This window comes from Effusibacillus lacus, assembly GCF_002335525.1.
Taxonomy (GTDB): Bacteria; Bacillota; Bacilli; order Tumebacillales; family Effusibacillaceae; genus Effusibacillus; species Effusibacillus lacus.
Window position 1 is genome coordinate 1 of record NZ_BDUF01000003.1, and the last position, 13,666, is coordinate 13,666.

The following is a 13,666-nucleotide window of genomic DNA, read 5'->3' on the forward strand; positions in this document are numbered from 1 at the left end:
GGGATGTATCCGGTTCCGCGGCCGGCAGGTTGTTCGGGCGAACGGTGGCAAAGATCATGCCCTCTCCGATCACATTCCTGGTGAACGCTTTCCCAGCGTAGATCGGGCGGGCAAACACCACTTTGCCGCCTTCCACCTGCACATCGATGATATCCGACACCTGACCCGCTTCAAAACGGGCAGCCAGTTTCGGAGCCAGGTCACGACCGATTGCCGAGTGGGCCATCAGTACCACTTCCGCTCCGCTCTCGCGGACCACAGCTTCCAATGCCTTTGCGTAGGCGTCCGGAACATAGTTGGCCAACACTTCATTCTCAACGACAAACACCTTGTCCGCTCCATAATGAGCCAAAGAATCCGCCAGGCCGGCCACTCCTTTGCCCAGCAGAGCGCCGTAAACCTCCCCGCCTTCCGCAATCTTCCGGGCAGCATTCAAAGATTCAAATGTCACGTTGCGAAGTTTGTCATTCCGTATATCTGCAAGCACAAGGACTTTGCGTGCCATTCCATTTCCTCCTCAAATCCGTCGCCCATCTAATGTTCAACTTAGCGGGTTGCCGCTTGGTTGCATCTTATCCCCGGAATGGGGGAAAGTGACGCTAAGCTCTGACCCTGATTCCGCGTACTTTGATGGGGAGCCGAAATTAGTATTTGTTTGGTGCTATTGACACTGACGCCAATTGATTACCTGCATTCTGGTTGATCAGCCCGTTGTTTGGTTCATCACCACTGGGGCTTAACGGATTTTCAGGCTCTTAATTCACTTTTTTGGGCGCCCATTTTTCAAATAGCGGATCGTGATGTCGTTATTGAAGCTGCCTGTCAGGAGGCAGTATCCTGAACATCTAAATAACTACTTCAGAATCCGTTATCCAAAAATATGACCTTCCCAAATTGGAAATAAAGGCTCCTAAATCCGTTATTCCGTTCAGAAGAGCTATTCTGTTCAGTAGAGCCTTTGGTTTAGAAGATCCTTTTGTTCTAAAGAGCCCCCGGTTCAGAAAAGCCTCCGGCTGGGGCCTTCCGGCTCTTTGGCAAGCCCAGTTAGATGACCTTGTCTTCGTTGCGAAGGAGAGAAACCAGTTCCTTCACCCGGGTCGGGGTATCCCCTTTCAGGATGCGGCCGCCGGTCTTTTCCTTCGGCAGGTAGGTTTCGACCACTTCGTTTTTCGCACTCGCCGAAACGTTCAGGTCTCCTGCTCCCACCACATGCAACGGAATCTTGTTGGCTTTCCGGATCCCCAGCAGGGAAGGATACCGCGGCTCGTTGAGCCCCTGTTGAGCGGTCACCAGAACCGGCAGGGTTGCCTCCACAATTTCCAGATCCCCCTCCGCATCCCGGTGAGCGGTGACCTTGGTTCCGTCAATCTCAAGTTTGGTGATGGTGGAGATGTGCGGGATTCCGAGCAGTTCGGCCACACGCACCGCTACCTGTCCGGAACCGTCGTCAACGGACATGTTGCCGCCCAGGATGATGTCATATTCCTGGGTCTTGATATATTCCGCCAGTACTTTTGCCGCTTTGTACTCATCGCCAAACAGCGCTTCATCGTTAATATGCACCCCGTGGTCCGCGCCCATGGCCAGTGCTTTGCGCAGAGCTTCTTCGGCACGTGCAGGACCCAGAGTGACAACGGTTACTTCACCGCCGAACTTGTCCCGCAGCACGATGGCTTCTTCAATTGCGTACTCATCGTACGGGTTGATAATGAACTGCACTCCGTCCTCTTTTACCTTGCCGCCATCAAGCACGATTTTTTCTTCGGTGTCAAACGTCTGCTTCATCAGAACCAGTATTTTCATTGCCGGAAACCCCTCTCTCAAAATCTAAATTGGCTCAACATATTTACCGGATGATTTCATTCATTCGCTCGATCGCTTGCTTGGCCTCCCTTACCATCCGATCCACCACTTCTTTCACAGTCGGAACATCGTAGATCAGTCCGACTGACTGTCCGCATGACCAAACTCCGGCATCAACATCTCCTTCCGTATAGACGCGCACTGACCGCTCCCCTTTGATCAGGGGCAGAAGTTCCTCAAGTGTTGCGCTGTTTTTTTCTGCCTCCATCACTTCCAGGGCGACCGCATTCCGGGCCACCCGGGACACCGACCCGATGGATTTCTGAATCAGGGCCGTATCCAGCTCGGAAGCTTCCACCATCCATTGCTTTACATTCGGGTGAACCATCGATTCCTTTGTGGCCAGGAATCTGGTTCCCAATACGACTCCTTCCGCTCCCAGGGCCAATGCGGCTGCCAGGCCTCTTCCATCCGCAATTCCCCCACCCGCCAATACGGGGATCTTTACCGCGTTAACAGTTCTTGGAACCAGCACGATATGACCGACATCTTCCATTCCAGGATGTCCTCCCGTTTCGAATCCCACGACTGCAACCGCATCGCATCCCACTCGTTCGGCTGTTTGGGCATACCGAACCCCCGGCACCTTATGAATCACAATTACGCCGTTGTCCTTCAGGATTTTCATGAAGGCTTCGGGGTTCCGTCCGGAAGTTTCCACAATCCGGATGCCTTCCTCCAGCAACACTTCGATGTAAGCCTCGTTAGGGATTTTGCGAACACTCGGGAACAGATTAATGTTGATTCCAATCGGCTTTTTGGTCAGTTCTGCGGCCAATCGAATCTCTTGTCTCAATTCCTCTGCCGTTTCAAATGTGGCGGATGTGATAATCCCAAGCCCCCCGGCTTCCGAAACGGCTGCCGCCAAAGGGGCGCGGCCCACTCTGAACATTCCGCCACACAGGATCGGGTATTGGATGCCCAGCAAATCCGTAATTCTTGTTCTCACAGCAAACACTCCTCCCGGCAAGTCATTCTTGCATCATTCATGTATGAAATGACTTATCGCATACTTGAACCCCTTATTCCCCGACAAATTCTGCTTTTCGTTTTTCCTGAAACGCCCTGATTCCTTCCTTATGGTCCCTGCTTTGCTGCAAAAGGGATTGGCCAATCCGTTCAAATTCAAGAGCACCGGCAAATCCCGTTTCCAATGAAAGCTGCAACGCTTTTTTGGCCATTCCGATGGCAAGTGCCGGACCATTCGCCAAAGACTGCGCATACTTCAACGCACGCCCAAAAAGCTCTACACTTTCGCAAATTTCTGTGACCATCCCCATTTGATACGCTTCCTCCTCATCAAAGAAACGTCCGCTGAAGATCAATTCTTTGGCCCTCATGACACCAATCAGCCTCGGCAAATAATAAGTGGAGCCCGCGTCAGGCATCAGGCCGATTTTCAGAAACCCAAAGGAGAACTTTGTATCCTTTGCCGCAAACACGATGTCGCTTGCGAGGACCAGACTGCAACCGGCGCCGAACACATACCCGTGAACTGCCGTTACAATGGGCTTATCCATATCTTTCATTAGCGAGATGATGCGGTTGTAAGACTGCAGCCGTTCCATTGACTGTCTGGGCGTACTGTCACCCATGGCCTTCACGTCACCGCCTGCGCAAAAACTGCTCCCCTGCCCGGTTAGAAGGATCGCTTTGATTTCCGGATCCGACTGTGCATCCTGCAGTGCGGCAAACAATTGGCTTCTCATGTCAATATGGAGAGCATTGCGGGAGTCCGGATTGTTCAAGGACAAATGAATGACTTTTCCGATTTTTTCAGAGATGAGAAATTCCAAGTAAATCTCCCCTATTCAAAAAAGTGGTTCCTTGCCTATCGCAATCTATTGCAATAATCATGCCAATAAAAAAGGAGTGCGGAAGGGCTGTCCACCTGCACTCCAATTCCTTAAAATTTATTTCCCGAACACTTTTACCAATACGGGAATCGACAACAGCACCAACACCAGGCGAACTGAATGGATCACCATGATGTTGACCGGTTTCACGCCCTCTACCGACTGAGCAGCTGCCACCACGTCTGTCAATCCTCCCGGCACCGCACTGAACATGGAAGTCAACAGGTCCCACCCGGTGACTTTCGCCACTACGAAGCCGACTGCGATGCCTGCCGCCAAATAGGTTCCTGCTATGATTAGCGCCGGCAGCCAGGCTGTCTTTAGTTCCATAACCATTCCCCTGGTGATGGACAACCCAAGCGCCGTTCCCAGCACAATCTGCACCCCCACCATTACGCTGCCTGGCATTTTGCCAAGCGATCCGTAAAACATATTAAAAAGCGCCACCGCGCCAAGTGAACCGATCATCGCCCCAGCCGGGATTTTCAGTTTATATCCCGCCAGACCGCCAAGCGTCCCGATTGCCAGTGTCAGAAAGATCTTTGTAATGTCCAAGTTTGTCACCTCGATGGAAAGATATCTCCAGTTTAGCAGAAAATTGGGAAACGGGATTAGCCATTGCCGATCTTGGCAACATAAAAGCAAGGGAGGTGCTTCCATGAATCAAATCACAAGCTTCTTGTTTTCAACCGAAGACCGGGCCGATCAGATGGAACATTGGGAAATCAGAGTGTCCCGCGTGGGGGAAGACCGCTTTATGATTATGGCCGAGGAACAGCAATTGCGGCAAATGTACGGATGGAACAAAGTAGAAGCCAGCACCGAGATCGAGGCCTTTCAGATGATGGTGCAGCGGATCAAGACCGATGAAGGCAGCCGCCGGACTCTGCCGAAAAAGCCGGTTAAGGTGGGGCGTCCACCTAAAGAATAAGTACCTGTCGAACCGTTGTGGGAAAAACCGGCCTTTCACCTTGAGGAATAGATACTTGAGAATCCGTTTATTCAGTTATCCTAAGGCATCTGCAATGAAAAAGGGGTACTCGAAAGTACCCCATCCTAAGACTTGCCCAGATTTTCGTACTGCATGTGCAAATCCCGCAAAGCAGCCACCAAAGCATTCTGTGCTTTTCCCAGATAATGTTTTTGAATCAGGGCGATCGGTTCCTCAATACCGTCTCTCAGACTGTATCCCCGCAGAAGTGACCCAATGAAGTTGCGCCCGTGTTCAGTAGCCAACGTACAGGATGCTTCCAGTATCACTCCATACTTGCAGTCAATCTCCGCAGTGATGGTAAGCGTTTCAAACACACTTTTTGCCGCCATACCCTGAGGAAGTTTTGCATGCCCAGCAATAAAGATCGATTTCCACGAACTCATTTCTCCCACCGCCTTTTCGACCCGATAAACATTTGTCTCCATGGTACTTCCAAGGCGGAAAGCTCGTCAATTACAAGATTTCTTTCAGGTCCTCCACTTGTGTCGATTCCTCAAACGGCCAGGCGGGAAGCATCCGGCGCAGCGGTTTGTCCTGACGGTACCCGAGCGCGTATTCCGCTTGCATGATGGTGTGGATTTCCCGGGTTCCCTCATAAATCACAGGAGCTTTGGAATTGCGCAGGTAGCGTTCCACCGGATATTCGTTGGAATATCCGTATGCACCGTGAATTTGAATCGCGTCGTTGGCCGCGTTGAAAGCCTGGTCACAGGCAAACCATTTGGCCAAGGACGTTTCCCGGGTGTTCCGCAGACCCTGGTTTTTCATCCAACCGGCACGGTAAACAAGCAGGCGGGAAGTTTCGAGACCTGCCACCATCTTGGCGATCATTTGCTGCACCAGTTGGTGCTGGCCGATTTTCTTGCCAAAGGTTTCCCGTTCATGGCAGTATTTCAGGCTTGCTTCCAGAGATGCGTTGATCAGCCCGCAAGCGCCTGCCGCAACGGTGAAACGTCCGTTGTCAAGGGCCGACATGGCAATCTTGAAGCCTTCCCCTTCTTCCCCCAGAAGGTTCTCAGCCGGTACCCTCACATCTTCCAGGAAAACTTCACCCGTATTGCCGGCACGGATTCCCAGTTTTCCTTTGATTGCCTTGGTGGTTACACCGGGGAAGGTCCGCTCGACAATAAAACAGCTGATTCCTTTGTGCTTCTTGCTCTTGTCTGTGTATGCAAAGATCAGGAAATGATCCGCCACGTCACAAAGAGATATCCAGGTTTTGGACCCGTTCAGGATGTAAGAATCCCCGTCTTTGACAGCAGTGGTCACCATGGCTGCGACATCGGATCCGGCACCCGGTTCGGTCAGGCCGAAAGCTCCGATTTTTTCCCCGCGGGCTTGGGGGATAAGATATTTTTCTTTCTGGAATTCATTCCCCCATTGAAGAAGGGTCATGCTGTTCAAACCGGTATGCACGGAAACAGCCGTCCGGAAAGCAGTATCTCCCCTTTCCAGTTCATCACACACAATGGCCAGCGTGTTATAATCCATCCCACTGCCCCCATACCGCTCGGGAATGCAAACCCCCATCAACTCAAGTTCGGCCAACCGTTTCAGAATCCCCCGCTCAAAGTGTCCCTGTGCATCCCATTCCTGGATATAGGGCATGATTTCTTTGTCTACAAAGGTACGGACCATCTTGCGAACTGCTTCTTGCTCTTGGGACAATGCAAAGTTCATCATCTTGCAACCACTCCTCCTGGAAAAAATGGATTAACAGAATTTACGAAATCCAACTGCATCAGATAATGTTGCGAGCCATGAAATCGTCAATCTCCGTGTCATCATACCCGTATTCCTTAAGTACCTCCCGTGTGTGCTCACCTGCCAGTGGCGGATGGCGCCTCATCTCCGGCTTGCTGCGAGACAGCTTCAACGGACTACCTACCAGTTGAACAGTTCCGATGGTGGGATGCGGAATCTCTACCTTCATCTCCCGCTCGACAACATGGGGGTCTCGAAACAATTGTTCCATGTTGTTGATTGGGCCTGAGGGGATACCGGCTGCATGGAGCAGTTCCTGCCACTCGCTGCATGTTTTTTTGGCAAACTCCCTCTGCAGCATGGGAATCAGCCTCTCCCGGTTCTTAAGTCTTGCCGGGTTGGTGCTGTATTCCGGATCATCCGCCCATTGCGGTTGGCCCAGCAGCTGGCACAGCTTTTGAAACTGCCGGTCATTGCCGACGGCTACCACCATCTCACCATCACTTGCCCGGAAGGTTTGATAGGGAACGATGTTGGGATGCTGGTTTCCGTACCGTTTCGGAATTTGTCCCGATACCAGGTAATTGCTGGCCACATTGGCCAACAGCGAAATCTGTGAATCCAGCAACGCCATGTCAATCTGCTGCCCCTTACCTGATACGGTCCGTTCCTGCAGAGCCGCCAGAATTCCTATGGCACTGTATAGTCCGGTCGCGATGTCGGCAATTGCCACTCCCACTTTCATGGGGCCGGATTCCTCGCTGCCCGTGATACTCATCATGCCGCCCATGGCCTGCACAATGTAATCGTATCCTGGCAAGTTTTTATAGGGACCGTGTTGGCCAAAACCGGTGATCGAGCAGTAGATCAGGCGTGGATTCAGCTTCCGTACATCTTCATAACCGAGTCCCCATTTTTCCATGGTTCCGGTCTTGAAGTTCTGAATCAGGACATCCGCATTCTTCACCATCTTACGCAGAATATTCCGCGCTTCCGGTTCTTTCAGGTTCAAAGTTATCGCCCGTTTGTTTCGGTTAGCTGTCAGGTAGTAGGCGCTTTGATCCCCCGCAAACGGAGGCCCCCATCCGCGTGTCTCGTCGCTGCCGCCAGGCCCTTCGATCTTGATCACATCCGCCCCCAGATCGCCCAGAATCATTGTGCAAAAAGGGCCGGCCAGCACCCGTGTCAGATCGATTACTTTAAGCCCCTCTAACGCTCCCATTGCTTCACCTCCCCCAGTTCGAATCTCGATTGCGCACCTGGCTGTTTCGCGAAAACTGGCAATAAAAAAGCCAGCCAAACCGCCAAACGTACCCGCTGCGGAATAACTGGCTTGTCATCCGTGCTTTGGCTTCCTGGTCGGGAAGTCCAACAGATGCAACAGTCACTATTAACTTACTACAATAATATTCAGAATTCACTTCGTTGTAAAGAGGTATCTTCTCATCCTAATTTTCGGAATCCCGTAAAGGAAGCAGTACATTTTTTACCCACAAATGAAATTTTGCTACTGCTTCGTCTCCCTTTACATTGAAAAGGAAGACACCGAAATCTTTGTCTTTATAATGGGCCACATCTCCAAATAAATCAGTTCCTGGATGGTTTGCCGATTCATTGTCAAGCCTCCCGAAAAGCTTTTGATGGTGGATAGTAACATCCCCGCCATGAATTTCACAGCGGGGAGCAGGCAGATGTGGTTATGGTTTGACCGTTTTGCTTGTATCCAACCCTTTTTCTTTATAATATTTTTCGGCACCGGGATGCAACGGGATGGTCAACCCTTTTAGCGCTGTTTCCAATTTGATCGCCTTTGCCGTTTCATGAGCTATGACCAAACGATCTGTATTCTCGTAAAGAGTTTTGGTTAACTGATAGACCAGCTCTTCGCTGAGATCTTTGCGTACCAGGAGCACATTCGCAACCGCTAGCGTATGAACTTCCTCCGTTTGCCCCTTGTAGGTGTTTGCGGGAATCACATATTCAAAGTACCAAGGATATTTCTCGGTGATTTTCTTAATCATGTCCGGTTCAAACGACAGTAATTTCACATTGAAGGAAGTTGCCATATCCAGTACGGAGGCGGTTGGCAGTCCGCCAAAGATCATGGCCGCATCCGCCTGGTTGTTCTTCATCAGCTCGGCAGCTTCGCTGAAACCGACGAAATCCGCTTTCACATTCTTCTTGGTTGTATAGTCCAGCCCGTATTCGCCGATCATCTCTTTGGTGCTGATTTCCGTTCCGCTTCCCACAGCTCCGGGAACGATTTTCTTGCCTTCCAAATCCTTGATCGATTTGATTCTGCTGTCACCCCGCACCACAAAGTGCATAACATTCGGGTATAGATAGGTGAGAGCCCGCAGGTCTTTCTGTGCCCGGTCCTTAAACTGTCCTTCCCCTTTGTAAGCCTGCGTGACAACGTTATTCTGGGAAAACGCCACCTCCGTTTCTTTCTTCTCCAACAGCTCGATGTTCTTTTGGGAAGCGGCAGTTGAAGTGGCAGAGCCTTTTACCCCCAGTTTATCGGTCCACAGCTGGGCCAATGCGTTCCCAAGCGGGTAGTAGACACCTCCTGTTGTACCTGTCGCAACATTCACCAATTCGCCTTTGACCGACTGGGAATTGTTTTCACCTCCGCTTTGCGTCTGTGTGGAACATCCTGCAAACATACTTGTCGCCAATGTGAAAATCACGGGCAAGACCAACCATTTTCTCATGAATGTTTACCCCCTTTTTCTATAAAACGTGTATATCTTGCACGAGAAAACTCGTTACAAGGCTTTGGTACGATCCAATTTGGCAGGAATACCGACAACCCGCTGCACCACCAGAAGAACGATGAAGATTCCCATTCCTAGCAAATCCAGATAAAATTGGGCAGGCAGTGTAACAGCCACTACCGATAGAAACCCTGCACTTTCCATCACCGTCAATTTACGGCGCTGAAAGTTTTGAATGACAAAAGAAAGGGACAAAGCGGCAATTGTGGTGATTAACACCGCCCATACGATCTCCGGAATTGTCGACTGCACCACGATCAGCATCATTTCAGGACGCAGTGCGAAATAGTAGGGAATCAGGAATCCGATCAGAGCCAATCTCCAGGCTTGCCAGGTTCCCTTTTGCGGATCGCAGTTTGCAATGGCACTGGCTGTATAGGCAGAAAGTGCGGTAGGAGGAGTTACATCCGCAAGTGCGCCGTAGTAGAACACGAACATATGCGCCACCAGCGGAGGAAGCCCCATCTTGATCAAAACGGGCGCGGACACGGTGGCCACGATGATATAGGTGGCGGTAGTCGGTACGCCCGTACCCACTATGATAGAAGTGATCATCGTCAAAAACAGGGCCAGAAGCAGATTGTTACCTGACATATCCAAAATCGCCGATCCGAAAGTGAGGCCTAGACTGGTCAGGGAAGCGGTACCCACGACGAATCCCACGACTGCGCATGCCACCGCTACCGCAATGGCCCCTTTTGCGCCATCTTCCAAACTTTTGAGGATCTGTCTCAACCCCATCCGTGTTTCTTTTCTGAAAGCGCCCGCAATCAATACGGAAATGGTCGCGTAAAACGCTGCATACAGAGGTGTTTTTCCGCTGAACATCAAAAACAGCAGCACCCCGACCGGGATCAACATGTGACCTCTGGCCTTCAAAGATTCGACGACACTGGGCAGTTGATCTTTCGGAAGTCCTTTCAGACCGGTCTTTACCGCCTCCACATGCACCATGATCCAGATCGATGCATAATAGAGGATCGCGGGTAGTGCGGCAGCAATGATGATCTGGCTGTAAGGGATCCCCAGGAATTCGGCCATGATAAAAGCGGCAGCTCCCATCACAGGCGGCATGATCTGTCCTCCCGTCGACCCTGCCGCTTCCACACCGGCAGCAAATGTCGGGCGATAGCCTACATTTTTCATCATTGGAATGGTGAAGGCTCCCGTACTGGCCGCATTGGCAACCGCACTCCCGTTAATCATTCCCATGAAGCCTGTCGTCAACAAAGCGACTTTGGCAGGTCCCCCCGGCTTGTGACCGGCAACAGAAAGTGATACATCATTAATCAGCTTGGACAAACCGGTGCCCCCCAGGAAAGCGCCGAACAGGATAAACAGGAACATGTAGGTAGCCGAAACCCCCAATGCGATACCGAAAATCCCTTCAGTCGACCAGAACATATGCTCAGAAATCCGCTCCGGCGAATAGCCTCTTGTATGAAACCGGCCAGGCACATAGTTGCCGAAATAAGCATACAACAGAAAGACCAGTCCCATGATGGTCAGTTCTTTCCCCAACACACGTCTGCTTGCTTCCAGGACAAGCAGAATTCCGATTCCGCCGATCAAGTATTCAAACTCATTTAACCGTCCGCCGCGCTGAGCGATCTCATTCCATTGAAACGCCAAGTAAGCGTTTACAAACAAGCTGAACAAAACAAGAAGGATATCAACCACACTGGGCCTTCTTTTTGGGGCTCCCTTGCGGGCCGGATACAGGAGAAACGCCAGGACCAGTACAAACATCAAATGCACTGACCGCTGAATGATCGATTCAAACAGTCCGAATCCCGAAGTGTATAGCTGAAACAACGACCAAAGCACCGCAATGAACGAAATGACAACCGCCCATTTTCCGGTCAATCGTCGAAAACGGAATTCCGCGTCCGCTTCCCGCATAATGGCATCCGTATCAATATCCTTCGAGTATTCGGAAACCAGATCTTTGTTCTTCGACATGAATCCCCCTCCTTTTGTGAAAAAGAAAAAGCCACCCAACCGCACAACAAAAGAAACCTCTGGCTGTACGATTGAACTGGCTTATCACCCGTGCTTTGGCTTCCGGTCAGGAAGTCCTACGAATGTAACAGTTCACTTTTATTTACTTAGATTTACATATTGTATTCGATCAAAAGTTCAAAATTCCTTCACAATTTGAAATTTGTTTCGATCTTGAAGCAGCGATCAGTTTTCGATAGTCAGGCTCAGGTATTCGATCCGCTATCGCTCTCCCGATTTCGATGGAAGCTGTTGCTGCTGGGGAAGGTGCATTAAAGAGCGAATCATCTCTTCCATTCCTTTCCTCCAATAATCGGCCGCCAGTCTCCAGAAGCCCGGGTAGGCAAGTATCTCAGTTAACAGCCTTTTTTGTTTTGATTCCCATTGCTAGGAGATCGGTGCTAGAATAATGGTATGAAATAGAAGGAGGGTGAAACATAATGTTGTGGGAGGAAGTTCGTCAATTATACCCCAATCAGTTTGTCTTGGTACAGGCACTCAAATCGCGCGTGGAAGAAAACAAGAAGTATGTGGAAGAAGTGGCTGTGATTCGTCCAATCCCTGACGAACAGGAAGCCACGAGAGTGCTGGTAAGATCTAAAGGGGACACCTTCGTCTATCATACCTCCAAACCTGAAATTGCCATGCCTATCGTAATTAAACCCATTTACCGAGGATATAACCCACAATGAAAATAGATTTAGTCAACCACTTACTTCACACGTCTTTAATAATCACCTATGGTGGACGAACGGAGTCAATTGACCGGTTAGTCGTTGATACCGGAGCCGCACAAACTCTCATTTCGTCAGACGCTGTTTTTGATTTGGGCATTTTCGCAACGGATGCGGAAATTACCACGATGTACGGTATTGGCGGGGAAGACTATGCGTTTCGAAAAATGATAGACAGGATTCAATTCGACGGATTTGAAGCAGATGAGTTTTATTTGGATTTCGGTTATTTCAACAAAGACTACGGCATCAACGGAATCATCGGCCTGGATATTCTTCTTTCCGGGAGATTCGTCATTGATTTAGTGGATATGGATATCTATCAGAAATAGATGAAACTTAATACGAAACATAAGTTCAAGCTCCTAGAAAGTAAAAAAGCCCTTATCGACCGAAACCGGTCATGCAATTTCGTTCCAATCATTTTCCCGTCTGACCCGTCCCTCTCGAACCAGCCTTTCAATGTGCTTCTCCACCATCTTCAGCTCGAACAGTCGCGTCATGGTGGCAGGTTCCGGGTGTCTTCGGAAAATCGGCTTCGTCTCAAGAAGATCGGACCACGAATGACTTCTTCTATACAATACCCTCTTGTTCCCATCGGTCAATCTGTTCAGACGAGGCATCCAGCCAATTCTCCAACACCTCGCGGGTATGCTGGCCAAGGGATGGGGCCAGGGCGGTTGCAGTGTTCTGATCCGGGATCAGCCTTTTCTCCCGTACATGGGGATGATCCATCATTTCAGCGGTTTCAAGAACGGGGGCCATGCAGCAATCCACCTCAATGGCAAACCGGGACCACGCGGACAATGTCCGGCTTGCAAAAAGGGCCCTCAGCTCAGCAAACACCGGATTGTCATCGGCAGCCCGGGAGAAGTGGGCGGGGATCCATTCCTCCCGCCCTACAGCCCGGCAGAAGTTCTCCCAAAACTTCTTTTCCAGCGCTCCCAGTGTTACAAACCTGTTGTCCGATGTTTGATAGATGCGGTAACAGACAAGCGAACCGCCAAGGATTGGAACCCCATGGCCATACCCCATGGCAAGCTGGTACGCGACGTGGGTGTGCATCATTCCGATCAACGTATCGGTCATTGCAATGTCCAGATAGCTGCCTTCTCCCGTAAGGCTCTTTTTGACAAGAGCGGCCAGAATCGCTTCCGATGCGGCAAACCCGCCAATCAGATCGGCAAATTGAAAACTTGGTTGCACCGGCCGCCCCTCTAGATCTTTCAACTGGGCAAGAACGCCGCTGAGAGCCAGGTAGTTGAGGTCATGCCCCCCCAGTTCCCGCAGCGGCCCTGTCTGGCCAAACCCTGACAGGGAGCAGTAAATCAGGTCGGGGCGAACTTGTTTCAGGGCCTCGTACCCGATCCCAAGCGCATCAGCCACTCCCGGACGGAATCCTTCGATCACCACATCCGCTTTTGCCGCCAGATCGAACGCCAGCTTCCGGCCCGCTTCCCGCTTCAGATCCAGGGTCACGCTTTTCTTGTTCCGGTTGTTGGCTTGAAACAACAGCCCGGTTCCGCCCATCTGCTCGCTCATGAAACGGGAAGGGTCGCCGGTTTTCGGCGGTTCCACTTTGATCACTTCCGCTCCCATATCCGCCAGCCGCAATGTGGCAAAAGGACCCGGAAGATAACGGGTGAAATCAACAACGCGAACACCTTTGAGGAATTGACTCTGTTCCCCGGTTTGACCCTGCTTCGAAAGCTGCTTTTCCACCCCGGCACCCCCCGT

Annotated in this window: 13 protein-coding genes and 2 pseudogenes; 3 read left to right on the forward strand and 12 right to left on the reverse strand. The window is 50.9% G+C overall.

Going from position 1 to position 13,666, the window contains the following annotated elements; translation table 11 throughout:
* The 6 genes and pseudogenes from EFBL_RS21755 to EFBL_RS00225 all read right to left on the reverse strand — a co-directional run.
* Positions 1-110 (reverse strand): annotated as a pseudogene (locus EFBL_RS21755) (hypothetical protein); the annotation flags it as partial.
* Positions 65-505 (reverse strand): annotated as a pseudogene (locus tag EFBL_RS00205) (electron transfer flavoprotein subunit alpha/FixB family protein); the annotation flags it as partial. The pseudogenes EFBL_RS21755 and EFBL_RS00205, both read right to left, overlap by 46 nt.
* Positions 506-1,044: 539 nt before the next feature.
* Positions 1,045-1,803 carry an electron transfer flavoprotein subunit beta/FixA family protein gene (locus EFBL_RS00210; RefSeq protein WP_096180104.1) on the reverse strand — a complete coding sequence of 253 codons (759 nt, stop codon included), beginning with the start codon at positions 1,801-1,803 and terminating at the stop codon, positions 1,045-1,047.
* A 43-nt stretch (positions 1,804-1,846) separates the two neighbouring features.
* Complete coding sequence (locus tag EFBL_RS00215) at positions 1,847-2,812, reverse strand: NAD(P)H-dependent flavin oxidoreductase (protein ID WP_096180105.1); 966 nt, start codon at positions 2,810-2,812, stop codon at positions 1,847-1,849.
* Positions 2,813-2,885: 73 nt separating this feature from the next.
* Positions 2,886-3,659 (reverse strand): enoyl-CoA hydratase/isomerase family protein, encoded by a 774-nt coding sequence (locus tag EFBL_RS00220; protein ID WP_165912559.1) that lies wholly within the window; start codon positions 3,657-3,659, stop codon positions 2,886-2,888.
* A gap of 117 nt (positions 3,660-3,776) precedes the next feature.
* The gene (locus tag EFBL_RS00225) at positions 3,777-4,274 is read right to left on the reverse strand and encodes an AbrB family transcriptional regulator (protein ID WP_165912560.1); all 498 of its coding nucleotides are present in this window, start codon (positions 4,272-4,274) and stop codon (positions 3,777-3,779) included.
* A 103-nt stretch (positions 4,275-4,377) separates the two neighbouring features.
* Between EFBL_RS00225 and EFBL_RS00230 the strand changes: the two genes are divergently transcribed.
* On the forward strand, positions 4,378-4,650 hold the full coding sequence (locus tag EFBL_RS00230) for a hypothetical protein (protein WP_096180109.1): 273 nt from the start codon (positions 4,378-4,380) through the stop codon (positions 4,648-4,650).
* Positions 4,651-4,775: 125 nt separating this feature from the next.
* Here EFBL_RS00230 and EFBL_RS00235 read toward each other — a convergent pair whose 3' ends face one another.
* The 5 genes from EFBL_RS00235 to EFBL_RS00255 form a co-directional block, all read right to left on the reverse strand.
* A complete protein-coding gene (locus tag EFBL_RS00235) occupies positions 4,776-5,096 on the reverse strand; it encodes a DUF3870 domain-containing protein (protein WP_096180219.1) in 321 nt (106 codons plus the stop codon).
* A 70-nt stretch (positions 5,097-5,166) separates the two neighbouring features.
* Positions 5,167-6,393: an acyl-CoA dehydrogenase family protein gene (locus EFBL_RS00240; protein WP_096180220.1), complete on the reverse strand. Its 1,227-nt coding sequence runs from the start codon at positions 6,391-6,393 to the stop codon at positions 5,167-5,169.
* A 61-nt stretch (positions 6,394-6,454) separates the two neighbouring features.
* A complete protein-coding gene (locus tag EFBL_RS00245; RefSeq protein ID WP_096180110.1) occupies positions 6,455-7,639 on the reverse strand; it encodes a CaiB/BaiF CoA transferase family protein in 1,185 nt (394 codons plus the stop codon).
* A gap of 475 nt (positions 7,640-8,114) precedes the next feature.
* Positions 8,115-9,131: a TAXI family TRAP transporter solute-binding subunit gene (locus EFBL_RS00250; RefSeq protein ID WP_096180112.1), complete on the reverse strand. Its 1,017-nt coding sequence runs from the start codon at positions 9,129-9,131 to the stop codon at positions 8,115-8,117.
* Between the two features lie 54 nt (positions 9,132-9,185).
* Positions 9,186-11,156: a TRAP transporter permease gene (locus tag EFBL_RS00255; RefSeq protein ID WP_096180113.1), complete on the reverse strand. Its 1,971-nt coding sequence runs from the start codon at positions 11,154-11,156 to the stop codon at positions 9,186-9,188.
* A gap of 479 nt (positions 11,157-11,635) precedes the next feature.
* On the opposite strand from EFBL_RS00255, the gene EFBL_RS00260 reads away from it, so the two are divergent.
* Both EFBL_RS00260 and EFBL_RS00265 read left to right on the forward strand, forming a co-directional pair.
* The gene (locus EFBL_RS00260; protein ID WP_096180114.1) at positions 11,636-11,887 is read left to right on the forward strand and encodes a hypothetical protein; all 252 of its coding nucleotides are present in this window, start codon (positions 11,636-11,638) and stop codon (positions 11,885-11,887) included.
* Positions 11,884-12,261, forward strand: a complete 378-nt coding sequence (locus EFBL_RS00265; protein WP_096180116.1) for an aspartyl protease family protein — start codon at positions 11,884-11,886, stop codon at positions 12,259-12,261. The genes EFBL_RS00260 and EFBL_RS00265 overlap by 4 nt, the downstream gene beginning before the upstream one ends.
* Positions 12,262-12,502: 241 nt before the next feature.
* Here EFBL_RS00265 and EFBL_RS00275 read toward each other — a convergent pair whose 3' ends face one another.
* Positions 12,503-13,651: a CaiB/BaiF CoA transferase family protein gene (locus EFBL_RS00275; protein ID WP_096180118.1), complete on the reverse strand. Its 1,149-nt coding sequence runs from the start codon at positions 13,649-13,651 to the stop codon at positions 12,503-12,505.
* Positions 13,652-13,666: the final 15 nt, after the last annotated feature.

Excerpts from the sequence above, each read along its gene's own strand:
- EFBL_RS00255 (WP_096180113.1), bottom strand. The coding sequence starts at position 11,156 with ATGTCGAAGAACAAAGATCTGGTTTCCGAATACTCGAAGGATATTGAT.
- EFBL_RS00260 (WP_096180114.1), top strand. The coding sequence starts at position 11,636 with ATGTTGTGGGAGGAAGTTCGTCAATTATACCCCAATCAGTTTGTCTTG.
- EFBL_RS00245 (WP_096180110.1), bottom strand. The coding sequence starts at position 7,639 with ATGGGAGCGTTAGAGGGGCTTAAAGTAATCGATCTGACACGGGTGCTG.
- EFBL_RS00210 (WP_096180104.1), bottom strand. The coding sequence starts at position 1,803 with ATGAAAATACTGGTTCTGATGAAGCAGACGTTTGACACCGAAGAAAAA.
- EFBL_RS00250 (WP_096180112.1), bottom strand. The coding sequence starts at position 9,131 with ATGAGAAAATGGTTGGTCTTGCCCGTGATTTTCACATTGGCGACAAGT.
- EFBL_RS00235 (WP_096180219.1), bottom strand. The coding sequence starts at position 5,096 with ATGAGTTCGTGGAAATCGATCTTTATTGCTGGGCATGCAAAACTTCCT.
- EFBL_RS00265 (WP_096180116.1), top strand. The coding sequence starts at position 11,884 with ATGAAAATAGATTTAGTCAACCACTTACTTCACACGTCTTTAATAATC.
- EFBL_RS00230 (WP_096180109.1), top strand. The coding sequence starts at position 4,378 with ATGAATCAAATCACAAGCTTCTTGTTTTCAACCGAAGACCGGGCCGAT.
- EFBL_RS00240 (WP_096180220.1), bottom strand. The coding sequence starts at position 6,393 with ATGAACTTTGCATTGTCCCAAGAGCAAGAAGCAGTTCGCAAGATGGTC.